Genomic DNA, 23,791 nt, shown 5'->3' on the forward strand with positions numbered 1-23,791 from the left:
TATGGAAAAGAATATCACCCTTGTTGAACTCCAACAAGTATCTAAATCATATGGTGGCCTCGTTGCCCTTAACAATGTGAATCTCAAATTATCTGCTGGGAAAATCATTGGTCTCTTAGGACCAAACGGATCTGGTAAAACAACCTTCATTAAATTGTTAAACGGCTTATTGCAACCAGAATATGGACAAATACTTATCAATGGCCGTCATCCTTCACCAGAAACCAAACAAATCGTTTCTTACCTGCCTGACACGACCTATCTGGATGAAAATATGAAAGTTATGGATGCAGTTGAATTATTTACTGATTTTTATTCTGACTTTGATCAAAAACGTGCTCTTCACCTCTTGCAAGACCTCAACATTGATTTGAGCAGCCGGATGAAGCATTTGTCAAAAGGAAACAAGGAAAAAGTTCAATTGATTTTGGTCATGAGTCGCCAAGCACAACTCTACATCTTAGATGAGCCAATCGGTGGTGTAGATCCTGCTGCTCGTGACTATATCTTACGTACCATCATCAACAACTACTCCCCAACTTCTTCTGTGATCATTTCAACCCACTTGATTTCAGATGTGGAGCAAATCTTGGATGAAGTAATTTTCCTCCAATACGGCAGTGTCATCCGCCAAGGAAATGTTGATGATATTCGCATTGAGAGCGGTGAGTCCATTGACGAATTATTCCGTCATGACTTTAAGTTCTAATTAGAAAGAGGAGAAATTATGTTTGGAAAATTAGTAAAATACGAATTTAAATCTTTAGGAAAATGGTACCTAGCCCTTTATGGTATCTTAACCATCCTGTCCGTCGTTCTTGGTTCTTGGATTCAGACGATCATCAGACGTTCTGAAAATCACATCACAACATTTAACGACAACAACTGGAATATGGAAGGAACTATGTTTGTACTTGCCTGGGTCGCTTTCGGGCTACTGGTTGGTGGACTCTTGATTTCCACTTTCTTCTTGGTTGTTGCTCGCTTCCAGAAAAGTGTCTATGGTCGTCAAGGTTATCTAACAATGACCCTCCCTGTCACAGGACACCAAATTATCCTTAGTAAGCTTCTTGCCTCCATCATCTGGTATATCTTGGCAGGACTCATGCTCGTAATATCTGGATTTATCATTACATCTATCGCGCTAGTTCCTATTTTCCATGAAATCGAATGGCACATCGCCTTTAGCGAACTAACCAATATCACTTATTGGCCAACGATTTTCCAAATTTTATTCTACTACTTTACTGAAATGATTCTGGGCATCCTATTGGCCTACTTTGCAATTTCTCTCGGCCAACTTTTCAAAGACCACCGAACACTATTAGCAATCGGCTTCTATCTCGGAATACAGTTTGTAATTGGTACTGGGGAAATGATTTACTTTGTAACCAGCACAGCTATGGCTACAACGCAAAATAGTGAAACCTTCCTCAATCCTTTCCTTCCAACTCCTTTATTCATTATTTTCAATATCATACTAGCTATCGGTTTCTACTTTGGAACCCACTATATCATGACTAAACGTTTGAATATTCAGTAAGAAGTAAAGGAATTTCAATAGATTTGAGAACGAGAAAAGGTTGGAAATATATCCAACCCTTTCTTTTTTACTACGGAAGACATGGGATTCGAACCCACGCACGCTATCACACGCCTACTGCGTTTCCAACACAGCCTCTTAAGCCACTTGAGTAATCTTCCAATGGAGCCGGTGGGAGTCGAACCCACGTCCAAACACCTGCTAACTTATTCGTCTACAACCATAGGTTATGTATTGCTTTAACAAGACCTTGACACATAACTCAAGCCCAAATCTTGCGAGTCAGTAAATCTCTTTTAGAACAGCCCGACAATGTCCTAACGTAGCTTGTTATTTTAAGACTGATAAACAAACACAAGCAATCTGTCATCAGTCACGCAGGCAGGTGTTTAGGCTGCTAATGCGTAAGAATTTGTATTTTTTGCAGTTATATTTAACTGGCATTTTTACATCTGCCGATGAGTTGCAGAACAAGCCTCATAATGCCTGTCGAATCCGTAACGACCCCGCGTTACGTTATATGTTAAACATTATAGCAGATTTTTCAACAAAAGGCAAAATTATTTTATTTCCATTATCAAACTTTTCAAAGGTCTTTATGGTACAATAGAACTATGTATAAATTATCTCAAAAATTAATACAGGTGCTGAGTTTTTTAGCCCTCGTAGGTAGCTTTGTGCTCGTTATCTGGCTCTACAAACTAGGCATTCTTAACAATCAAAACGTTCTCTCTGAATTCATCAAAAAACAGGGGGCCTTGGGTAGTTTGAGTTATATTGGCATCCAAATTATCCAAGTTGTATTTCCTATTATTCCTGGCGGAGTAACTACCGTCGTAGGCTTCCTACTTTTTGGGTTTTGGTGGGGCTTAGTTGTCAACTATGTCGGTATCAATATCGGAAGTATTATCCTCTTTTGGTTGGCACGCCGCTATGGCAAAAAATTCTGTCTCCTTTTCATGAAAGAAGAAACTTTTATCAAATACGAAAGCAAGATTGATGACAAAAAAGGTTATGAAATTTTCTTCATCCTCTGTATGCTGTCGCCGGTCTCTCCTGCTGACATCTTGGTGATGATTACAGGACTAACCAGTATGTCTTATCGTCGCTTTATCACCATCATCCTCCTCTGTCGCCCTTTATCTATCGTAGCTTACAGCTATATCTGGATCTATGGTAGTCAGTGGTTGCAACAAATTTTACATTAAAAAATAAGACGCTGGAAATTTTCCAGCGTCTTATTTTTATCGAATTCCCAAAGCAATACGGGCATAACGACTCATTTTATTGACTGTCCAAGCTGGTGACCAAACCAGACGAACATCTACTTCCTTCACTTCTGGTACGGACTGCAAGACATCATGAATCTGATCTGTAATCAAATCTGCCAAGGGACACCCCATCGTTGTCAAAGTCATATCAATCTCAGTCTTTCCTTCATCGAAACGAATTTCGTAAATCAATCCAAGATTGATAATATCAATTCCCAACTCAGGGTCAATCACTTCTTCTAGCGCAACGAAAATGCGCTCTTTAATGTCATTCACTTGTTCTTCTGTGTACATTTTCGCTCCTTCAATTGTATTATTTCTTCAATTTCAGTAGACTACTCTTCCATTGCGCATAACCAACACAATGCCCACTACTTGCCAAAGCCAGACTATTTCAAGTTTTGTGCTGTTCTTTTTTCGAAGCACGACCCCAACTTTTTATTCCAAGGAAAACCTCTAAAAAGCTCCCCAGCTTACCTCGCTTTTTTATTTCTAGGTTCGGGTTAAAACAGTCCACCGGACTGTTTTAATCCTCCATAAAGTCGCGGAGTGGTTTGCTGCGGCTTGGGTGGCGGAGTTTGCGGAGGGCTTTGGCTTCGATTTGGCGGATACGTTCGCGTGTTACGTTGAAGACTTTACCCACATCTTCCAAGGTGCGCATTTTTCCGTCATCAAGTCCAAAGCGGAGGCGAAGAACATTCTCTTCACGGTCTGTGAGGGTATCCAGAACTTCGTCCAATTGCTCGCGCAAGACAACACGGGTTGTGTAGTCAACTGGATTTTCAATCACTTCATCCTCAATGAAATCTCCCAAATGGCTATCATCTTCTTCACCAATTGGTGTTTCAAGAGAAACAGGTTCTTGTGCGATTTTCAAGATTTCACGAACTTTATCAGGTGTCATATCCATACGCTCAGCGACTTGTTCTGGTGTTGGATCTTGACCGAGTTCTTGAAGAAGATTACGTTGTTCACGGACCAATTTATTGATGGTTTCAACCATGTGAACTGGGATACGAATGGTACGGGCTTGGTCAGCAATAGCGCGTGTGATGGCCTGACGGATCCACCATGTTGCATAAGTTGAGAATTTGAAACCTTTTGAATAGTCAAATTTATCCACGGCCTTCATAAGCCCCATATTTCCTTCTTGAATCAAGTCAAGGAACTGCATACCACGACCAACATAGCGCTTTGCAATAGATACAACCAAACGCAAGTTGGCTTCTGCCAAACGTTGCTTGGCTTCCACGTCACCAGCTTCTACCAAGAGCGCCAATTCTTGCTCTTCTTCGTTGGTCAAAAGCGGTACGACACCAATTTCTTTCAAGTACATGCGAACAGGGTCATTGACCTTAGCAGAATTACTACCTAGCAACTCCTCATCTGTCAATTCTTGCTCTTCTTCTACTTGCATGACGCGTGAACTTGGGTTCCCGTCCTTATCTACAATAGAAATCCCTGCATCTTGGATACGTTGCAAAAGGTCATCAATACCATCTGCATCCAAGGTAAATGGAATAATCAATTTCTCGTTGATATCATCATCAACTGCTGTTCCTTCTTTTTTGTGGTTACGAATATAGTCCGCAACTTGTACATCAAAAGTTGTTACTTCTGTCTTTTTATCTTTTGCTGTTGCCATAATTACTCCAATTTTCTTTTTTGTGCAATGAGTTGTGTTAATTCATCCAGGGCCGCGTCATCATTTCCAACATGACTTTGTTCACGGATCACCCGAGAGCGCTGTCGATTGTCTCTCTTTAACCATTCTCGGTCGCGGGCTAATTCTAAGTCATGCATTTCCTCTTGTCCTAGTTCTGCAGGTAATTTTTCCTCTAAAATTCGATACCAGGCCGTCTGAACTGCATCCGACTGCTGACTGAGTTCGAAGGAAGATATGTCACCAGAAGATTTGAGTAGCTGATAGAGAGTTTGCACTTCAGGAGTGTAAAACTCAAAATCTTCTCGAAGTCGGTATTCATTGAGCAGATAGGGATGCTGCATGAGACGGTAAAAAATATGATTTTCCGTCCGCAGCAAACTGGAAATTTTTGCTTGCTTTGGTAACTCCTGAACAGGTTGGTCAGAAACATTTTCTCGTCTTACATCCGACTGTACTCGCTTGGATAAGCGAACATTGTTAACCGATAATTCTACCTGCTGGTAGTCAAAATCAGGTAACAAATCAGCCAGTCTGTAGATGTAGGAATTCTGCGCTGTAATGGATGTTGTCTCAGCGATAATCGGCGCCATCTTATCCACAAAATCAATCTGCATTTGCAAATTATCAGGATTTTCAGGCTTGAGATAATGCATGAGAAACTCAACATGACTAATCCGCGACTTGGTCAGAACCTGCTGCAACTCCTCAGCCGAATGACGACTGATGAATTCATCCGGATCCATGCCGTCTGGCAGTGAAATAATTTCTACATCAAATCCCTGTAATTCTTCCAATGCTTTGGCAGTCGCAGCTTGTCCTGCCTTGTCACCATCATAAGTCAAAACAACCTTTTTACAGTGCTTGCGCAAGTGCTGGACATGCTCAGGTGTCAGGGCAGTTCCCATAGAAGCTACTGCATTTTCAACCCCAGCTCGGTAAGCCGCGATCACATCCATGAAGCCCTCCATGAGATAGACTTCACGTTGTTTTTTAATAACCGCTTTTGCCTTATCTAGATGATAAAGTTCATAGCTCTTGTTAAAAATCGCCGTCCCGCGACTATTTTTATACTTGGCCACCTGCTTATTCGCTAAATCTGCCTCAGTCCACTTTCGACCTGAGAAGGCTACTACTCGTCCAAATTCATCGGACAGAGGAAAAATAATCCGCCCCTGAAAAGCATCATAAATTACATTATTATCCGCTGTATTGAAGAGTCCTGCATTGAGCAAATCTCTTTCCGAGAACTTCTTGGACAAGGCCTGATAAAGAATATTCGGCTGACTAGGTGCCAGACCTAGTTGAAAATACTGAATAATATCCTCCGTCAGACCACGCTGATGAAGATAAGCACGCGCTTCCTCTCCCATTTTGGTCGTCATCAAGAGAGCGTGGTAGAATTTCGTTGCCTCGGTGTGAACATCATACAACCGCTGATGTGGATGAGTTTGTTGGACTTGAACCTGTTGCTTGGGAGTAATGTCCAGCTGAAAACCAGCCTTATCCGCTACAAATTGAACACTATCGATAAAGGAAATTCCTTTTGTTTCCTCGATAAACTTGAAAACATCACCAGATTTACCACAACCAAAACAGTGATAAAATTGCTTGTCTTCTACGACGTTGAATGACGGTGTCTTCTCACCGTGAAAAGGACATAGCCCTAGATAATTGCGACCTGCCTTAGTCAGGGCAACGGATTCACCAATAATATCAACAATATTGACCGAAGACTTTATCTCATCGATCAGTTCTTTTGAAATCATCTTCCCCTCCTACAGACAGACTATGCACAACATACCATTTTTATATTTTATAACATTTTTCGGTAAATGTAAAATTTCCAAGATAGTTTACTTGCAAAAAAATATAATTGATATATAATAGTCTAAAATAAATATTTAGGAGGCATATTTAGAATATGTTAAAAGATTTGAAAGCTTTCTTGTTTAAAGGCAACGTCCTTGACCTTGCTGTTGCTGTAATTTTTGCCGGTGCATTTGGTGCCATCATCACTTCATTGATTGCGGACATCATTACACCACTTATTCTTAACCCAGCTTTGAAAGCTGCTAAAGTTGAGCAAATCGCCGAACTTGCTTGGAACGGTGTTAAATACGGTAGCTTCTTGAGCGCTGTAATCAACTTCCTTGTTGTTGGTACTACTTTGTTCTTCATCGTGAAAGCTGCTGAAAAAGCAATGCCTAAAAAAGCTGAAGAACCAGCTGCTCCTGCAGGTCCAACTCAAGAAGAATTGCTTGCAGAAATTCGCGACTTGTTGAAAAAATAATCCATAGAAAACAGGCTTCGGTCTGTTTTTTTGTTACCCAAAACAGTAAAAGAAGCCGTCGCCAGCTTCTTTTTTCTTTTCATCTTATCCTTGATAACCGTTTGGATTCTTCGATTGCCAATTCCAGCTATCACGACACATGTCTTCAATTGATTTTTCTGTTTTCCAATTGAGTTCAGCCAGCGCCTTGTCTGCATTAGCATAGAAGGCTGGTAAATCACCTGCTCGACGTGGTGCAATCTGATAAGGAACCTTGATACCTGTCACTTCCACAAAGGTATTGACCAACTCAAGCACACTTGTTCCCTTACCTGAACCAAGATTGTAAGTATAAACCTGCTGAGCTTGCTCCAATTTTTCCAAAGCCTTCACATGTCCTTTTGCCAAATCAACCACGTGGATATAGTCACGAACACAGGTACCGTCAGCCGTATCGTAGTCGCCACCAAAAATATTAAGGAACTCACGTTTGCCAACTGCTACTTGGGAAATGAAGGGCATGAGGTTGTTTGGAATACCTGAAGGATCTTCACCAATTAAACCGGACTCATGAGCTCCAATTGGGTTGAAATAGCGAAGCAAGGAGATGGACCAATCCTTGTCTGAAACATAGAGATCACGCAAAATTTGCTCACACATGACCTTGGTTTGTCCATAAGGGCTTGTTGGGACACCTACAGGCATTGACTCCAAGTATGGAGATGGATTAAACTCTCCATAGACAGTTGCGCTTGATGAGAAAACAATCTTCTTAACATCAAACTCACCCATGACTTCTACCAGTGATAAGATAGACATGAGATTATTACGATAGTACATGGTTGGCTTTTGAACAGACTCACCTACTGCCTTATGGGCTGCAAAGTGAATAGCTGATTCAATATTTTCTTTTTCAAAAACTTGACGAAGAGCTGCTTTATCTGCCACATTCAATCGGTAAAAAGCTGGGCGTTTGCCAGTAATTTCTTCAATCCGATCAACAACTTTCTCACTTGCGTTTGAAAGGTCATCCACAATGACAACATCTTTTCCAAGCTCCAAGAGCTCAACAACGGTGTGGCTACCAATATAACCTGCACCCCCAGTGACCAAAATACTCATGTCATTCTCCTATAACAATTTTGATGAGGACAAAAAAACAGCCTCACAGCTGTTTTTTTATATTCTATTAGAATTTTTTACGCTTACGAGCTGCTTCTGATTTGCGTTTACGTTTTACAGATGGTTTTTCGTAGAATTCACGTTTACGTGTTTCTTGAAGCGTACCAGCTTTGGTAACCGCACGTTTGAAACGGCGAAGAGCATCATCAAGTGATTCATTCTTGCGTACTACAGTTTTTGACATATTTTTCACTCCCCTCAATTTCAAAGTCTTTAATAGTTTACTACATCTTGATATAAAAGTCAATGATTTTGTTAAAAAAGAATGTGTCAAAATTTTGAGATGATTTAATACCCTTGTAAAGTAGTATAGTATTTTTCCCGTCATCGTGATAAATATCAAAATTCATCTAAAACGTCATTCCCGATTGACATCCTTACCTAGGCTTTTGGTTTAAAAAAATCATACTGACCATCTCTACTTCATATACAGCAAAGAATAGTAAGAAGCAATGGAGGAAAAACTCTTGGGGGAGAATATAGATGACAGGGTCTGAATTGGGGTCAAAGAGCCATGTCTGGTCGCCGGCAAAGAGAACTTTGTGGAAGAGGATAAAGAATTGATCAAAACCGATTAGTACTCCTACTAGCGCCAGCAAGATAGGTAAAATAGCTGCCCAGATAAATGTCTTCTGAAAAAGACTGCCAAAGCCTTTTCTGACCATATTTTTCCAAAAAAGATAGAGAGATGGAAGACTGACAAGAAAGAGGACCTGTGCTAAATGAAAGAGCCATTTGACCTGTTCAAAATGATGAAGCCCCGCTTCTGAAGAAGAGAAATTGGGCATGTCTAGAACCTGCTGAAAAGGATTTGTTAGGTAATTCATGAGGATATTGAAATTGTAGGAAATATCCGCAGCCCTCATGTAGACAATCTCTTCCAAGCCCAGCCATTTAATTTCCAGAGGATAGACCAGCCAAGCACCATAAATAGCAACTAGAACAGCTAGTGCTAGAAGGTTGATAACCACTCCTGCAACTTGTAGTTTAATTTTCATAGACATCCCACTCATCTAACGAATCTAGTACATGAGTCGGAGCAACAGGCAAATCTGCTACTTCTTCTTTCTTCGTAAAACCTGTCAAGACCAAGAGGGTCGGAAAGCCATTGTCAATCCCCGCACGAATATCGGTCAAATAATTGTCCCCAACCATAACAGTTTGAGCGCGTTCTGTCCCTAAATATGCCAAGGCCTTATCCATAATAATCGCCTCAGGTTTGCCCATGATAACAGGTTGAACTCGCGTGGAGGCTTCTAAAAGAGCTATGAGGGAGCCAGCACCTGGCAGCATTCCGCGTTCTGTCGGGATATTGAGGTCAGGATTTGTACCAATAAAGGTCGCTCCCTTTTGAATGGCTAGAGTAGCCGTTACAAATTTTTCATAATCCACTTGCCAGTCCAATCCGACTACAACATAGGCTGGATTTTCAGTATCCACTTGATAGCCTGCTTCAGTGATAGCTGATTTCAAACCGTCCTCTCCGATAACGTAAACTGTCTTTTCCTTGCCCAAGTCATTCATGTAATCAATCGTTGCATGAGTCGCTGTATAAATGGTCTCAAGCGGTGTCTGCACATCAAACTTGCTTGCTAACATATCCTGAATCTGCTCAGGCGAGCGTGTGGTGTTATTGGTCACGAAAAGATAAGGAAGTCCTGCCTCCTGCAAGCGAGCAACAAAACGTTCACCAGCTGGAATACGCTCTGTCCCCTTATAAATCGTTCCGTCTAAATCAATCAAATAGCCTTGATAGGTCATGTCTACTCCTTTTCGTTTCAAAACATTTCAATACTAGCTATTATACAATATCTCAGTCCTAGTTGGTAGCGGAAATTGCAAAAAGAAAACACCAGCTATTCATCTGATGTTTATATTTAATCAAACCTAGCTTCCCAGTGTTCCGCTGCATGTGCTTCAAAGCACAGAGCAATTTGTTTGGTAGTGGTTTTGTTTTCTGATAGTTGAGGGAGGTCGGATAAGGCAAAATAGTCACTCGCCAAGGTTTCGCTGTTTGCGACAAACTGACCTCCTAATGCTCGGCATTCGATGAAAATTTTGGTCACGCGCATGGCAGAGTTGGCTGGGTTATTCTTGTGCTTGTCTAAAACTGCAATCAGGCGCACGGCTTCTGCGTCCAGCCCCGCTTCTTCCTTGACCTCTTTTATGGTATTGTCCATGACAGACTGGTCTACGTCACACCAGCCTCCAGGTAGGGCCCAGCGGCCGTCAGCTTCTTGGACCAGTAGGATTTTGTCTTCTTTGAAAATGGCTGCGCGCGTATCAATTTTAGGTGTTTGGTAGCCTGTTTCCGAGCAGAAAAGATCTTCCACCTTTTTCAAGGGCATGCCTGAGGGTGTCACTAACATTTCAGCTGCAATCTGACGAATTTCCTCAAATCGCTCTCGGTCAAATACATTGGTCGTGTAAGCTAAGCCATTCTGAGCTAGTGCCTGCAAGCGAATAGCCCATTTCATCCATTTCTCATCCTTCGTCATCTACTTTTCTCCATTCAATCTGTGCTTGGGCACGTAGCTCGCCTTCTGATACAATAGCATGCTGACTGGTCAATCCGTCCAAACGATACTGGGAATCAATCATGCCACCGGGTGCCACTTCTTTGATGTATTTCAACTGCAGGCGTTTTGGAACATGATACAGTAGAAAATCATAATCCAACACGTCAAACATCCACTCAAGGTACTTGCTGTTATTAACATGACCATTCATATCAATGTCAAAATAACGAATTCGGTATTCTTGCGAAGCCAAATCTTCTAGTACCGGAAGTTTCGGCGCACGCTGAACCTTTTTTACCATTTCTGACTCAAAAGGAGCCACCAAGTCTTCTGGAACTGGACTTAATTTGCGGCTTTCCAAGCCCAACAAAACAAAATAACAGAGAATATCCATGAGCAGATCTCCCTCTGCATCATAGATGAAAAATTTTCGATAACAGAAAAATTTATTGTGAGATAGGGCTTCTGTCGCAATGGTCACTGTTTCTCCATAATGTGGCAAACGATGAATGGTAAATTCATAATCCGTTACCACCCAGACCAGACCATATGTCTCAAAGATATAACGGTCACTTCGCCCTAAACTGCTGGACTGACGTCCTGAAATTTCCAAACACCGCAAAATCAAATGCGGTAACTTAACTTCTCTTTTTACATCGACGATGTCAAAGGGAATGGTGTAGTCTTCTTGATACGATAAGCCCATAATTTCTCCTTCTAATCAATTATAAAGCGCTCTGCAACGGTGTCTCCCAAGAAAAGTCCCTTCTTGGTCATACGAACCTGATCACCTTCTACTTGTAGCAAGCCCTGCGCGACCAAGTCAGCCAGAATCGTCCCATAACGCTCTTGAAAGTCCACTTGGAATTTCTCCTTGAAGCTCTGCATGGACACACCTGACTTCTTGCGCAAGCCGAGAAACATTTCTTCTTCCATCTGCTCTTCTTTGGACAAGATTTCCTCGTGCAGTCGAGCATGTCCTTTTTCAGCGATAGACTTGAGATAGTGCTGAATCGGACCACGGTTACGGTAACGCATCCCATTGAGATAGCCCGAAGCACCTGCCCCTAGACCATAGTATTCAGCATTGTCCCAGTACATGAGATTGTGGCGGCTTTCAAAACCTGGCTTGGTAAAGTTGGAAATTTCATAGTGCTCAAAGCCATTTTTCTCCAACTCTTGCAAGATATAGTCAAACATGTCTGACTCCACATCTTCGTTGGGCAGATGAAGACTGCCACGGCGCTGACGATTCATGAAAACCGTATGATTTTCCAGAATCAAGCTGTAGAGGCTCATATGAGGAATATCCAGTTCCAATGCCTTAGCAACATTTTCCACCACCTGCTCCATGGTCTGACCAGGTAGGGCATAAATGAGATCAATGGAAATATTATGAAAATCAGCTTTTTTCAGCTCTGAAATTGTCTCGTAAATCTGATCCTGATTGTGACTGCGACCGATTTTTTTCAACATACGGTCATCAAATGTCTGTACGCCCAAGGATACTCGGTTACACTTAGAGGTTTTCAGCACAGCGATTTTCTCAGGCGTCAAATCACCAGGATTGGCTTCAATGGTAAACTCTTCAATTTGCGATAAATCCAAAATCTTTTCCAAATTGGTCAAGAGATAGTTTAGCTGTTCAGCAGAAAGCGCAGACGGCGTACCTCCACCGATATAGAGAGTTTTCAAAGCTGGTAAATCATAAAACTTAACCTCTTCCATGAGGGCAGCTAGATAATCATCTACCGGCTGATTTTTGATAAATACCTTAGAAAAATCACAATAGTAACAAATCTGAGTACAAAATGGGATATGAATATAAGCGGATGTCGGTCTTTTTTGCATAAGCTTAGTATAGCACAAATTCAGGAGAAATAGAAAAAGGCTGGCACGCGCCAGCCTCATCAAGAGTTATAGCCTAAAAACAAGGCGAATAGGGTAAAATAAGTCAGTAAAACGAGAGTAACTAGGTAAAGGAGCAAGAGAGCCATTTTCAAGCCAGTACTCGCCCTAGAGGCACGAATACCTCTATATAAACCGTAACCACTCACCACCACACAGATAATGTAGACCAATGCTATCAATAATCTTAGAATAATGGGTGATACTGCAAACATAGCCTATTCCTCCTATTTTTCTAAATGCTAAATATTCTCATTGTACCGCCTATTGTAGGGATACTAGAGAAGAAACCTACCTTAGCCATGTAGACAATGACTAGGCACTTGTATACCCATAGATCGGTTTTCCTAGCCTACTGGCTGGCTTTCCTGAGACACTAAGCATGATGATGCATCGGTTGCTGTTTGGTTTACAAACCTAATAATTGGTCTGAAAATTCTTCATCTATATCTATTTTGTAATATTCACGTGCTTTTAATGATGTCAATCGACGGATTAAGCTAAGTGGAAACTGTTTAATCATCCCATTAAACTGCTCTACAAGATAGTTATAATGTTGACGATAAGCAGCCAAATCTTCCTCACTCTTCAATATTTCCTCGAACAATCGATTCACATGTTTGTTCATATTGTATTCTGGAATATCATGAAGAATTTGAGCGAATTCCTTGGAAGATTCTACGGATTTATGCTTGTCATCCCCCTTAGAAAGCTGATCTCTGCGTCCTTTATTTTTAAAGAATTTTTCATCTGTACTATCTTCTCGATTCGTTTCACGTTCAGTTGATTTACTACTTTCACGTAGCACAGCATTTTTTTGAACTTCCAAAACAGATTCTTTTTCTAAACTCAAATGTTTATCTACAAATTTATTTGCCTTGTCCAATAATTGCTTATTGCGCTCAGCTGTAATCTTAATATTGCTCGCACAAGAGTCTATCGCTGAGTTTAAACGAACAGCATGCTGATAATTCAAGATGATGTAGACGACAATCGCCGTTGCCAAAGCACAATAGAATATCGCTCCTTTGAAAGGCTCAACTGTCATCTCTGCATCTTCTGGTGTAGTCGTCATTGAAAAAATGAACGACCACAGAAGAGTAGCTAAAATCATCAAACCGATTAAGCTACCGATTACTTTAAATAAATTTTTTATCATTTAGGTGATTTCTACTCCGCAATCAATGTTTCAAGACCAACCTTCATCATATCTGTAAAGGTATTTTGGCGTTCTTCTGCCGTTGTATCTTCTTCTGGATTAACCAAGCTATCTGAGATAGTCATGATTCCAAGAGCTTGTACACCGTGTTGGGCTGCCAAATAGTACAATGCAGCAGCTTCCATTTCAATAGCGTGAACCCCCAATTTACCAAGAGCGATGTTGCGGCCAGCCATATTTGAATAGAAGACGTCTGAAGAAAGGACGTTTCCGACGTGGGTTGTCATCCCCAATTCTTTGGCGATATGATAGGCCTTGTCAAGTAGAGCAAAGTCTGCAATCTGTGGCAAGTCGTATTCTGGCCAATCATTACGAATAATGTTTGAGTTGGTTGCTGCTGCTTGAGCAAGAACCAATTCACGGACATGGACATCTGGATTGATGGAACCAGCTGTACCTACACGGATGAGTTTTTTCACACCGTAATCAACGATGAGCTCACGCGCATAAATTGAGATAGAAGGCATCCCCATACCAGTTCCCATAACAGATACACGGTGACCTTTGTAGGTACCAGTATAGCCGAACATGTTACGAACAGTGTTAAAGCACTCTGCATCTTCTAAAAAGTTTTCTGCGATAAATTTTGCACGGAGTGGGTCTCCTGGAAGCAAGATTTTATCTGCAATTTGACCTTGTTTTGCTTCAATATGAATTGACATAAATTCTCCTTATTTTAATTTTTCTTAACTTTTTTGTAAAGCCAACGTTAAATTTACAAAAGCGAGCGTTAACATAGAAAAACACATTGGTTTTGATTTTGCAAAAAACATTAACATAGTAGCAAGAAAAAACAAAAAAGCTGCTAAATAATGCATTTGTTTTGGTTTCATAGTTTTCCTTATCTTACAAACCAGCAAGAATAGCTTTTACTAAAACTTTGAAATCTTCCTTGATTCGTTGAGTTACTTCAACTACTTCTTCGTGGTTGAGTTCTTCTTGGAAACCAGCTGCATGGTTGGTAATAGCTGAAATACCAAGCACTTTCAAGCCAGAATGTGCTGCAATGATGACTTCTGGTACTGTTGACATACCAACGGCATCCGCACCAAGCGTTTGGAAGGCACGAATTTCAGCAGGTGTTTCATAGGTTGGACCTGAACAGCCAAGGTAGACACCGTCGCTAAGTTTGATACCGAGTTTGTCTGCTACTTCATGGGCAACTTGACGGTACTCGGGTGTATAGGCTTTCGACATATCTGGGAAACGTGGACCAAATTCTTCCAAGTTTTCACCGATCAGTGGATTGGTGCCTGTCATGTTGATGTGGTCATTGATGAGCATAAGGGTACCCGGACCGTAGCCGATACCACCAGCCGCGTTGGTTACAAGTACACTGTGGCAGCCAAGTGCTTTCATAATGCGAACTGGGAAGGTTACAACTTCCATCGGATTTCCTTCGTAGAAATGGAAACGCCCTTGAAGAGCCAATACCTTGCGACCAGCCAAGTCACCATAAACCAACTTACCAGCATGCCCAACAACTGTTGAACGGCCCCAGTTTGGAATATCGGCATAGTCAACCACGATAGCATTTTCGATTTCTTCGGCTAATTCACCAAGGCCTGACCCCAAAATCAAACCAAATTCTGGCTCCGTAATGCCTTTTACTTGCAAGAAATCACGTGTTTCATAAATTTTTTCTAAAAGTGTCATGTTATGTATATCCTTTTTTACTATAATGTATAATGTCTGTCAATAGGCTGGTTTTGAAATGACTTCACCATCTTCTTTCACAAAATCTTCCATCATTTGTACAGGTAAAATCTCTAGAACGGCCTCGGATGGACGACAAAGTTTTACTCCCTTACTAGTGACAACAATGGGACGATTGATTAAAATCGGCTCTGTCATCATGGCGGAAATAATAGCATCTTCCTTTAATTCATCTGATAAACCTAAGGTTTCATAAGGTGGTACATTCGTACGTAGTAACTCTCTGGCGGTTATTTCCATTTGAGCTAGCAACTCCTTAAGTTTTTCTTCTGTCGGAGGCGTTTCTAAATAGTTAATAACCTCAACCTCCAGCCCACATGCTTGAAGTAAGGCTAAAACATTACGCGATGTACCACAGTTGGGATTGTGATAGATAGTGACTTTTTCCAATTGGTTCTCTCCTATCAAACGGATTTTATTGTAGTTGGTTCAAGAATGACTCACCAATCATGGCTGTGTCCACACCAAAGTTCTCAGCAATAGTGGCTGAAATATCTGCAAAATGTCCTTGTGGAATAACACCATTTCCTGTGAAGGCTGGGCTGTAAGCCAAGAGCGGAATGTATTCACGAGTATGGTCTGTACCAGCATATGTTGGGTCATTTCCGTGATCAGCTGTAATCAAAAGCAAGTCATTTTCACGCATAGCTGCAATAATTTCAGGCAAACGGTTGTCAAATTCGTGCAAACAATCACGGTAACCATGGGCATCACGACGGTGACCAAAGTTAGCATCAAAGTCTACCAAGTTCGTAAATGATAAGCCTTTTTCAAACTCAGCAAGTCCCATTGTTTTCAAGAGTGTATCCACACCGTGGTTGTTATTTTTATTGTGTCCCATGTCATGGTTGATACCTGAACCATTGAAAATATCATTGATCTTACCAACCGCATAAGTATCAATACCAACTTGGTCCAATTTGTTGAGAACTGTGTCTTCAAAAGGTGACACAGCATAGTCATGACGGTTTGATGTACGAGTGAAATTGCCTGGAGTACCAACATACGGACGCGCAATGATACGACCAAGTAAAGCTGGACGTTCCAAAGTGATGGAGCGCGCAAACTCACAAATACGATAGAGCTCTTCAAGCGGAATAATCTCTTCATGAGCTGCAATTTGCAGAACAGGGTCAGCAGATGTATAGATAATCAACTCGCCTGTTTCCATTTGCCGAGGACCGAAATCATCAATAACAGCTGTTCCTGAGTAAGGTTTGTTGGCTTCACGAATGACTTTCCGACCTGAAAATTTTTCGATTTGAGTCAAAATTTCTTCTGGAAATCCATTCCAGAAAGTATCAAATGGCTCAGTAATATTGAGACCCATGATTTCCCAGTGACCAGTCATGGTGTCTTTACCCAATGATACTTCTTCTAATTTTGTCACGTAACCAGTCGGATTTTCCTCGGCTGGAACGGTTTGAAGAGCTTGGGGACGAGGAATATTTCCAAGACCAAGTTTAGCCATGTTTGGCACTTCAAGACCGACTGTTTTCGAAATGTGGCCTAGTGTATCTGAAGCTCCATCTGGCACCCCAGCATTGACAAAGTTATTAGCGTCTGGCGCAGCACCGATTCCGACTGAATCCAAGACAACCAAGTGAATACGATCAAAAGTTGACATTTTCTTCTCCTTTGAGTGAAATTACTTTCATTATACCATAAATCCGAACAATACGCAGGACTGAATTGGTAGCATTTTCATAAATTAAATTTTAGGTGATTTTAAAAAGTGGCTGACAATATCTACCACTCTTTCTTTTTCTATGCATGAAGCAGATAAGCCCTAACTTGCGAGATAAAATAGAGCGAGCCTGTGACAATGGCAAACTCATTGTCCGCAAGAGACTGTACTTGGTCTAACCACTGATGGAAATCCGCCACACGGCCGACGTGAGTAGGATATTTTTCTAGGGGCACTGCATTGGGATAGTCAAAGCTCGTCACTGTCACCTGCCCAACCTGCTCCAACTGAGCAATCATCTGGTCTGTCGGCTTAGTATCAATCGCAGCAAACAAGATTTTCAGCTTCTTATCCGCATAGTCTGCTTTTAACAAATCACAGAGTGCCTGAATGGACTCATTATTATGAGCACCATCAATCATCAGATTGTGAGCGAGCAATTCCGTCCGTCCCACCCAGCGACTGGTAGCCAAGCCTTCTTTGATGGTGGCTGAGCTAATCTTCTCATAGCCTTTCTCGGCTAATAATCGGCTGACGCGAATAGCTAGCGCAGCATTTTCCACCTGATGATGTCCCGGAAGCCCAAGACGGACATCCGTCAAAAGGACTTGTTCTTCCTCTTCATACGTCTGATCAACTAGAGAAAAATCCTTGTATAGCTGATAAATGGCACTGCCTGTTTCCTGGCATTTTTCCAAGAATACTTGACCAACATCTTCCCGCTCTGTCGCAAAGATAAAAGGCGCACCATTTTTGATGACCGCAGCTTTTTCACGGGCAATCTCTGTGTAGCTGTCTCCCAAGATATTTTGATGATCAAGTCCAATGGAAGGACAAACTACGACTAGGGGCTGAAAAACATTGGTCGAGTCTAAGCGACCTCCCAGTCCTGCTTCCACCAAAACGATGTCAACTGGCTGAATTTCCGCAAAATAGAGAAACATCATGGCGGTGATAATCTCAAACTCAGTAGCTGGATCTAGTCCAGTTTCCAGAGGCAATCGCTCTACGATAGGATACAAGCGGTCAACCAGGCCAATCAACTCTTCCTCTGAAATCATCTGCCCGTCAACAGAAATCCGTTCACGAAATTCGACAATATAGGGAGAGGTAAAACTTCCCACTTTGTAGCCACTTGCTGTTAGAATATGCTGCAAATTAGCCACTGTAGAGCCTTTACCATTTGTCCCCACGATATGAACAGCCTTGATACGGTCTTGAGGATTGCCGAGCTCTTGCAAGAGCCAGTTAATCCGCTTCAAACCCGGCTTCATGCCAAATTTTAATTTACTGTGAATCCAGGCCAAACTTTCTTGATAGTTCATTTGCTTATTTTTCTAAAATCTTTGGTCCATCAGGATAGCCGACAATCACTTTTGAAATCAATCCAATGAAGAGACCGTGCTCTACAACACCTACTGTGTGGTCCAATTCTGTTGCCAAGGCTTCCGCGTCAGCAATTTTTTTCAAATCTAAGTCAATGATATAGTTCTTCATATCTGTGATCAGACGTTGTCCATCTTTTTCACGGAAGCTTGGGTTGTAGCCTTTGGCTTCAAACTTGCGGAAAAGATTTGCAGCACCGTACTGTACCACTTCAACTGGCAGTTTGAAAGTCCCCAGCGTTTCTACAACCTTGGATTCATCGACAATCCAGATACAGTCTTTGCTGTTAACGGCTACAATTTTTTCCATCAGGAGGGCTGCTCCACCACCCTTGATACCATTGAAGTGACCATCCACTTCATCTGCACCGTCTACTGTCAAGTCAACTAACTCCACCTCGTCAATGGCTTTCAGCGGAATTCCTAGACCTTCTGCTTGGGCATAGGTTGCATGAGATGTCGTTACTGCTGTAATTTGCAAGCCTTCTTCCTTGATACGACGACCAATTTCTTCTACAAAATAGTAGGCGGTTGAGCCTGTTCCCAAACCAACAATCATACCGTCTGTGACAAATTCAGCTGCTTTGATTCCGACTTGTTGTTTCAAGTTTGACATTAGATTCTATTCTCCTTTTGTTTTGGCTAGGTTTATTCTACCACAAATTTGAATTGATTTCCACGGGACAATAAAACGGTTACAAGTTTTCTCAACTTGTGGTATAATCTGCTTGTAAACTAGAAAAAAGGGCATACCAATGAATTTTTCACAGAGTATTTTCTCTACTATCAACCGACAAAAAGAATATTTCACAGATTTGGAAACCAGTATTGCAGATTATTTTTTAGAAGCGGGCAAATCGGACAAGGATCTGTCCTCACAGGCTGTTGCGGAGCGCTTGCACATTTCCCAAGCTGCTCTTACTCGCTTTGCTAAAAAATGTGATTTTTCAGGCTACCGCGCCTTTCTTTTTCAGTACCAAAAAGAATTGGAAGACTTGGCCAAAACTTCTCTTCTGCAAATGGAAAAAGAGCTGACTCGTCGCGTTTTCTATGATTATGAAGAACTGATTGCGCAAACCCAAGAGATGATTGATGAAGATCAAATCCAGCGTATTGCCAATATGGTGGAAGACGCCGAACGAGTTTATTTCTTCGGTCTTGGATCATCTGGTCTCGTTGCCCGCGAATTCAAGCTCCGCCTCATGCGACTAGGGGTGGTTTGCGAAGCCTTGACAGATCAAGATAGTTTTTCATGGACCATTAGCATTTTGGATGAGAGGTGTTTAGTCATCGGATTTTCCCTTTCAGGAGAAACAAAGTCCGTCATTGATAGCCTCCTTTCTGCCCAAGAGATGAGAGCAAAAACTGTTTTGCTAACTACTGCTCCTCCACTTGAAACTAAATCTTTAACAGAAAATGTCAAACTGGCTTCTGTTCACCATCTGAATTACGGAAATCGTATTTCCCCACAATTCCCTATGCTGATCCTACTGGATATCCTCTATGCTCACTTCCGTGAAATCGACCGCCCTCGCAAGGAGGAAATTTTCAATAGCTACTGGACCAAACCCTATAAACGTACAAGAAAATGAAGCCCATTTGGACTTCATTTTCTATTTTTCTGCTGCATTTTGAAATGGTAATACGCTCCAAACATGCCTGCTGTATTGCGATGATGTGCAAAGGTAAGTTCTGTCTTATCAGCTAGGCTAGATACCAGATACTTGTTGACAGCTACTTGAATTTTGGGTTTGAGAAGGGCTTCTTGTGCCATAATTCCGCCACCCAGAACCACTTTCTGCGGATTGGTTACATAGCAGATATTGGCAATTCCTTGTGCCAAATAATCCACCATGCGGTCAATCCCTTCAATGCAGTAAGGATTACCTTCCGTTGCTTCACGGAAAATGCGCTTGCCATTCCAATGTTCCAAACTTTGCCCATGTCTGTCTGCAACGTATTTCACCAAGGCTGATGTGGACGCCAAATCTTGGAAAGCTCCTCCTGGCAAATGCATATACCCCACCTCGCAAGCTGAATTGCTAAAACCATGGAACACCTGCTTATCAATGACCAGACAGCCACCTATACCAGTTCCAACTGTCAAACACACTGCGATCTTAGCCCCCATAGCATTTCCTGACATCACTTCTGCTAAACCAGCACAATTCACATCATTTTCAATCTCGCAAGGCAAATCAAAACGTTCCTCCAAATCATGCTTGAAACGAGTTCCTGCATAATTTGGAATTTGGGGTCCAGCATAGAAAATTTCTCCCTTATCAGGATCTACCATCCCCGCTGAAGAGATACAAATCCCCAAAACTTCATGGACTTTCCTATAAGAGTCAACAATGCTCGCTACCTTTTCGAGAATATGAGGACCACCCAAGTAAGCCTGAGTTGGCGTTTCATGTCCCTCCACGAGATTTTCTTCTTCATCTATGAGGCCGTATTTTATACTGGTACCGCCGATATCAATTGCGACGTAAACTTTCATGATACACCTCACTTTCTAACTTAACAGAAAGTTTCCTTTGCTTGACGAATCATAGCTGCTGCCTTTTCGACAATCTCCTGATCCGCGTCAATCAGATTCGCTAATGGAGAACGAACGCCTCCAAGTTCCAAGCCTTCATTTGTTTTGAGAACAGCTTTAATAATGCCGTACATATTGCCATGACCACTCACTAAGACCGCGATAATATCATTAATCGCAAATTGCAATTCACGCGCCTTATCCAAGTCCTTATCGGCAATGAGTTTGTTTAACATGAGGAAAAGCTCTGGCATAGCACCATAAGTACCACCAATACCTGCTTGAGCACCCATAAGACGACCACCCAAGAATTGTTCATCTGGCCCATTAAAGACTAGATGGTCTGGACCACCGATGCTGGCAAAAGTTTGAATATCTTGCACAGGCATAGATGAATTTTTCACACCGATAACGCGTGGATTTTTCAATATTTCTTTATACAAACTAGGGGTTAGGGCAACTCCAGCCAACTGAGGAATATTGTAAATGACAAAGTCTGTATTTGGCGCTGCTTCTGAAATCGCATTCCAATAGGCTGCAATGGCATGCTCGGGCAGGCGAAAATAAATCGGCGGAATGGCAGCAATGGCATCTACACCTAAACTTTCTGCATGCTTGGCCAATTCAATACTATACTTAGTATTGTTGCAAGCCACGTGAGCAATAATAGTTAATTTCCCCTTGGCAAGTGTCATCACTTCTTCCAAAACAATCTTACGATCTTCCACACTTTGGTAGATACACTCCCCAGAAGAACCATTTACATAAAGCCCCTGTACCCCCTTATCAATAAAATATTGGGTCAAGGTACGAACACCTTGGCGACTAATCTCACCAGCTTCATCATAACAAGCGTAGAAAGCTGGTAATACGCCGTGGTATTTAGATAAATTTTTCATTGTTACTCCATTCTAAATCCTAAAGTCAAATATTTTTCAACTAATCTTTCCATGAAAGACATATAGGCATAGCCCAAGGCTGCAAATCCAATGAGAATTAAGATACTCATTCCCAAAAGAAATGTCAGCAATGAACTGTATAAAATCAAATAAATTAAGCCGAGTATTCCCACCATGAGAAAAGACCAGGGGAAATTCAGACAAGTTAGCAAAAAGGCTTTCTTTATTAAAACGAAATAAGGTGACTGGTCTCGTAGCGCTAGAGGATAAAGGTAAAAGGAAGTCATCAATAGCAAGAATAGCATGGCAATACATACTAAACGCAAGACCTGACCAAGTCCGTTGCCTAGTTGCCCCAAAATCCTCATATCCAGGAGACAAACCAAGATGACCGTCACTTCTCCTAACCCCAAGAGTAAGCCGCGCTTGCTATTGGCTCGAACTGCTGTAATATAACTCGGCAACACTGCCACATGCTGTTCTTCTCTCAGAGTTAATAAGACCTGATACAGACTCATCTTAGCAATACCGATCGTCACAAGTGGAAGACAAGTAAAAATGAAAAGAAGATTCAGAACAAGAAGGTCTAATATTCGTTCACAAAAACGCATAAAGCGATTGTCAACAGAAAATATTTTTTTGAACATTTTATCTATTTTCACTTTCATCGTTTCCTCCAATCAAGACTAGTCTAATAATACCTTAAAGACACACTTTTCTACATTTTCATAACCATCCAAACGCAGATTTGGTTGATGCAATTCCCCTGGCATAAAGAGGGCAAAATGCTCTGAGTCCAATTCAAAATCTACTGCATATTCGCAAGTAGCTGATGCAAAGTCCCTATCTCCATCATAAGCTTGGCACTGTTCTTCAAAGCCAATACCAAATTTGACAAGCTCTTTTCCCTTCCGTAAAAAATGCAGATCCAAATAAGATTCGTGGTATTCAAATTCATGGGAAACTTCTGTATTAGTGACATTTTTTTGTACAAAGAAGAAAACTTTATCTCTGTCTACTTGATAGCTACCAAAATCTAAAAGCGATAAGTCATTGTTATCAATATAATCAATAGCTGTATCTAAATCAGGATGAAGCCCCTTATACATCTTCAGATTTTCTAAATTATCAAATATCATAAACTGTTCCTCTCTCTTCCTATCCTTTAACCGCTCCCATGGTAATACCTTGTGTAAATGATTTTTGGAAGATAAGGAATACAGTCACGATTGGCACTGCTGCCAGAGCTGCACCCGCCATAATCAAACCATAGTTGGTCGCCATTTCAGCCTGCATCGTTGCCACACCGAGCGAAATAGTCAGATTTTGACGTGAAGTCAACATAACCAACTGCATAAAGTAATCATTCCAAGTGTTGATAAAGGTAAAGATTGCTAGAGCTGCGAACCCTGGTTTAACAATTGGAAAAGCAACACTGACAAAGGTTCTCAATTCACCACAACCATCAATTTTTGCTGATTCCAAGAGCTCAGTTGGGATATTTTCACTAAACTGTTTCATGAGAAAGACACCGAACGGCCAACCAACTAATGGTAGGATAACCGCTGCCAGTGTATCGTGAATGCCCATGAAATTCACAATACGAACCAAGGGAACCAAGACAACTTGTTTAGGCAAGGCCATAGCTGCAATGAAAAGTGAAAAGAGAAGTTTTTGACCGTAGAAACGTTTTTTAGCCAAGACATATCCAGCTAAAGCTGAAGTCACACAGACCAAAATCATGGTTACTAAGGAAATGAAGACACTATTCCACAACCACTGCCAGGCAGGATTTTGTACAATTAGTTTTTCAAAATTTTCCATGGTTGGCTGGGCTGGCCACCATTGTGGTGGAATGACAATGGTCGCTGGCTGTGCCTTAAAAGCCCCCGTCAAAATCCAATAAAATGGGAAAATAAAGAAAACTGTCAAAAGAGCCAAAATTATCAAAGAAACAATATCAAAAAGTGAAGTTTTTTTCTTCATAT

28 protein-coding genes, 1 tRNA gene and 1 other RNA gene are annotated in these 23,791 nt (G+C 41.4%); 5 read left to right on the forward strand and 25 right to left on the reverse strand.

Translation table 11 applies throughout. The features are described 5' to 3' along the window. The first annotated feature begins 1 nt into the window (after nt 1). Nucleotides 2–709, forward strand: coding sequence for an ABC transporter ATP-binding protein (locus ACHUFA_RS06255; protein WP_394405220.1), 708 nt, complete (start codon nt 2–4; stop codon nt 707–709). 18 nt (nt 710–727) lie between these two features. After that, nucleotides 728–1,543, forward strand: a complete 816-nt coding sequence (locus ACHUFA_RS06260) for a hypothetical protein (protein WP_222348257.1) — start codon at nt 728–730, stop codon at nt 1,541–1,543. Between the two features lie 73 nt (nt 1,544–1,616). Here the strand turns inward: ACHUFA_RS06260 and ACHUFA_RS06265 are convergent. Next, nucleotides 1,617–1,704: transfer RNA gene (locus ACHUFA_RS06265), tRNA-Ser, on the reverse strand. Further along, nucleotides 1,704–2,051: a transfer-messenger RNA gene (ssrA, locus tag ACHUFA_RS06270) on the reverse strand. Before ssrA ends, ACHUFA_RS06265 begins: the two co-directional genes overlap by 1 nt. Before the next feature lie 106 nt (nt 2,052–2,157). Here ssrA and ACHUFA_RS06275 point away from each other — a divergent pair. Further along, nucleotides 2,158–2,751, forward strand: a complete 594-nt coding sequence (locus tag ACHUFA_RS06275; RefSeq protein ID WP_222348255.1) for a TVP38/TMEM64 family protein — start codon at nt 2,158–2,160, stop codon at nt 2,749–2,751. Between the two features lie 36 nt (nt 2,752–2,787). On the opposite strand, the gene ACHUFA_RS06280 is transcribed toward ACHUFA_RS06275, so the two are convergent. The 3 genes from ACHUFA_RS06280 to dnaG form a co-directional block, all read right to left on the reverse strand. Continuing rightward, nucleotides 2,788–3,108 (reverse strand): metal-sulfur cluster assembly factor, encoded by a 321-nt coding sequence (locus ACHUFA_RS06280; protein WP_222348253.1) that lies wholly within the window; start codon nt 3,106–3,108, stop codon nt 2,788–2,790. 232 nt (nt 3,109–3,340) lie between these two features. Further along, nucleotides 3,341–4,459, reverse strand: a complete 1,119-nt coding sequence (gene rpoD / locus ACHUFA_RS06285) for an RNA polymerase sigma factor RpoD (protein ID WP_394405221.1) — start codon at nt 4,457–4,459, stop codon at nt 3,341–3,343. Between the two features lie 2 nt (nt 4,460–4,461). After that, nucleotides 4,462–6,246 (reverse strand): DNA primase, encoded by a 1,785-nt coding sequence (gene dnaG, locus ACHUFA_RS06290; RefSeq protein WP_394405222.1) that lies wholly within the window; start codon nt 6,244–6,246, stop codon nt 4,462–4,464. A 155-nt stretch (nt 6,247–6,401) separates the two neighbouring features. Here dnaG and mscL point away from each other — a divergent pair, with 155 nt between their 5' ends. After that, entirely contained in the window at nt 6,402–6,770 is a 369-nt protein-coding gene (gene mscL / locus ACHUFA_RS06295; RefSeq protein ID WP_222348241.1) for a large conductance mechanosensitive channel protein MscL, read from the forward strand. A gap of 84 nt (nt 6,771–6,854) precedes the next feature. Here mscL and galE read toward each other — a convergent pair whose 3' ends face one another. From galE to rpiA, 15 genes are all read right to left on the reverse strand, one after another. Next, complete coding sequence (galE, locus tag ACHUFA_RS06300) at nt 6,855–7,871, reverse strand: UDP-glucose 4-epimerase GalE (RefSeq protein WP_394405223.1); 1,017 nt, start codon at nt 7,869–7,871, stop codon at nt 6,855–6,857. A 67-nt stretch (nt 7,872–7,938) separates the two neighbouring features. Further along, nucleotides 7,939–8,115, reverse strand: a complete 177-nt coding sequence (gene rpsU / locus ACHUFA_RS06305; protein WP_000048054.1) for a 30S ribosomal protein S21 — start codon at nt 8,113–8,115, stop codon at nt 7,939–7,941. A gap of 193 nt (nt 8,116–8,308) precedes the next feature. Further along, complete coding sequence (locus ACHUFA_RS06310) at nt 8,309–8,929, reverse strand: TIGR01906 family membrane protein (protein WP_394405224.1); 621 nt, start codon at nt 8,927–8,929, stop codon at nt 8,309–8,311. Further along, nucleotides 8,919–9,692 carry a TIGR01457 family HAD-type hydrolase gene (locus ACHUFA_RS06315; RefSeq protein WP_394405225.1) on the reverse strand — a complete coding sequence of 258 codons (774 nt, stop codon included), beginning with the start codon at nt 9,690–9,692 and terminating at the stop codon, nt 8,919–8,921. The genes ACHUFA_RS06310 and ACHUFA_RS06315 overlap by 11 nt, the downstream gene beginning before the upstream one ends. A 116-nt stretch (nt 9,693–9,808) precedes the next feature. Beyond that, nucleotides 9,809–10,429 carry an NUDIX hydrolase N-terminal domain-containing protein gene (locus ACHUFA_RS06320; RefSeq protein WP_222348208.1) on the reverse strand — a complete coding sequence of 207 codons (621 nt, stop codon included), beginning with the start codon at nt 10,427–10,429 and terminating at the stop codon, nt 9,809–9,811. After that, nucleotides 10,416–11,156, reverse strand: coding sequence for an acyl-ACP thioesterase domain-containing protein (locus tag ACHUFA_RS06325; protein ID WP_222348206.1), 741 nt, complete (start codon nt 11,154–11,156; stop codon nt 10,416–10,418). Before ACHUFA_RS06325 ends, ACHUFA_RS06320 begins: the two co-directional genes overlap by 14 nt. Nucleotides 11,157–11,167: 11 nt before the next feature. Beyond that, nucleotides 11,168–12,301: a radical SAM family heme chaperone HemW gene (gene hemW, locus ACHUFA_RS06330; protein ID WP_222348204.1), complete on the reverse strand. Its 1,134-nt coding sequence runs from the start codon at nt 12,299–12,301 to the stop codon at nt 11,168–11,170. A 59-nt stretch (nt 12,302–12,360) separates the two neighbouring features. After that, nucleotides 12,361–12,573, reverse strand: coding sequence for a hypothetical protein (locus tag ACHUFA_RS06335; RefSeq protein WP_222383486.1), 213 nt, complete (start codon nt 12,571–12,573; stop codon nt 12,361–12,363). A 194-nt stretch (nt 12,574–12,767) separates the two neighbouring features. Next, on the reverse strand, nt 12,768–13,472 hold the full coding sequence (locus ACHUFA_RS06340) for a LemA family protein (protein WP_394405226.1): 705 nt from the start codon (nt 13,470–13,472) through the stop codon (nt 12,768–12,770). Between the two features lie 56 nt (nt 13,473–13,528). Continuing rightward, nucleotides 13,529–14,239 carry a purine-nucleoside phosphorylase gene (deoD, locus tag ACHUFA_RS06345; protein WP_394405227.1) on the reverse strand — a complete coding sequence of 237 codons (711 nt, stop codon included), beginning with the start codon at nt 14,237–14,239 and terminating at the stop codon, nt 13,529–13,531. A 184-nt stretch (nt 14,240–14,423) separates the two neighbouring features. Continuing rightward, nucleotides 14,424–15,233, reverse strand: a complete 810-nt coding sequence (locus ACHUFA_RS06350) for a purine-nucleoside phosphorylase (RefSeq protein WP_394405228.1) — start codon at nt 15,231–15,233, stop codon at nt 14,424–14,426. A gap of 39 nt (nt 15,234–15,272) precedes the next feature. After that, entirely contained in the window at nt 15,273–15,683 is a 411-nt protein-coding gene (gene arsC / locus ACHUFA_RS06355; RefSeq protein WP_222348193.1) for an arsenate reductase (glutaredoxin), read from the reverse strand. Nucleotides 15,684–15,708: 25 nt separating this feature from the next. Beyond that, a complete protein-coding gene (locus tag ACHUFA_RS06360; protein ID WP_394405229.1) occupies nt 15,709–16,920 on the reverse strand; it encodes a phosphopentomutase in 1,212 nt (403 codons plus the stop codon). A 140-nt stretch (nt 16,921–17,060) separates the two neighbouring features. After that, a complete protein-coding gene (locus ACHUFA_RS06365; protein WP_394405230.1) occupies nt 17,061–18,305 on the reverse strand; it encodes a bifunctional folylpolyglutamate synthase/dihydrofolate synthase in 1,245 nt (414 codons plus the stop codon). A 4-nt stretch (nt 18,306–18,309) separates the two neighbouring features. Beyond that, nucleotides 18,310–18,981: a ribose-5-phosphate isomerase RpiA gene (rpiA, locus tag ACHUFA_RS06370; RefSeq protein WP_222348187.1), complete on the reverse strand. Its 672-nt coding sequence runs from the start codon at nt 18,979–18,981 to the stop codon at nt 18,310–18,312. A gap of 139 nt (nt 18,982–19,120) precedes the next feature. Between rpiA and ACHUFA_RS06375 the strand changes: the two genes are divergently transcribed. After that, the gene (locus ACHUFA_RS06375) at nt 19,121–19,957 is read left to right on the forward strand and encodes a MurR/RpiR family transcriptional regulator (protein WP_222348186.1); all 837 of its coding nucleotides are present in this window, start codon (nt 19,121–19,123) and stop codon (nt 19,955–19,957) included. A gap of 14 nt (nt 19,958–19,971) precedes the next feature. On the opposite strand, the gene ACHUFA_RS06380 is transcribed toward ACHUFA_RS06375, so the two are convergent. Genes ACHUFA_RS06380 through ACHUFA_RS06400 form a run of 5 tightly spaced genes read right to left on the reverse strand, consistent with a single transcriptional unit; the run spans nt 19,972 to nt 23,789 of the window. Continuing rightward, the gene (locus tag ACHUFA_RS06380) at nt 19,972–20,865 is read right to left on the reverse strand and encodes an ROK family protein (RefSeq protein WP_394405231.1); all 894 of its coding nucleotides are present in this window, start codon (nt 20,863–20,865) and stop codon (nt 19,972–19,974) included. A 20-nt stretch (nt 20,866–20,885) separates the two neighbouring features. After that, the gene (locus ACHUFA_RS06385) at nt 20,886–21,803 is read right to left on the reverse strand and encodes a dihydrodipicolinate synthase family protein (protein ID WP_394405232.1); all 918 of its coding nucleotides are present in this window, start codon (nt 21,801–21,803) and stop codon (nt 20,886–20,888) included. A 2-nt stretch (nt 21,804–21,805) separates the two neighbouring features. Beyond that, complete coding sequence (locus ACHUFA_RS06390; RefSeq protein WP_222348181.1) at nt 21,806–22,471, reverse strand: YesL family protein; 666 nt, start codon at nt 22,469–22,471, stop codon at nt 21,806–21,808. A gap of 18 nt (nt 22,472–22,489) precedes the next feature. Beyond that, complete coding sequence (locus ACHUFA_RS06395; protein ID WP_394405233.1) at nt 22,490–22,942, reverse strand: NanQ anomerase/TabA/YiaL family protein; 453 nt, start codon at nt 22,940–22,942, stop codon at nt 22,490–22,492. Between the two features lie 19 nt (nt 22,943–22,961). Then, nucleotides 22,962–23,789: a carbohydrate ABC transporter permease gene (locus ACHUFA_RS06400; protein ID WP_222348179.1), complete on the reverse strand. Its 828-nt coding sequence runs from the start codon at nt 23,787–23,789 to the stop codon at nt 22,962–22,964. Nucleotides 23,790–23,791 lie beyond the last annotated feature (2 nt).

It is taken from the genome of Streptococcus hepaticus (assembly GCF_043656315.1).
Lineage (GTDB): Bacteria > Bacillota > Bacilli > Lactobacillales > Streptococcaceae > Streptococcus > Streptococcus hepaticus.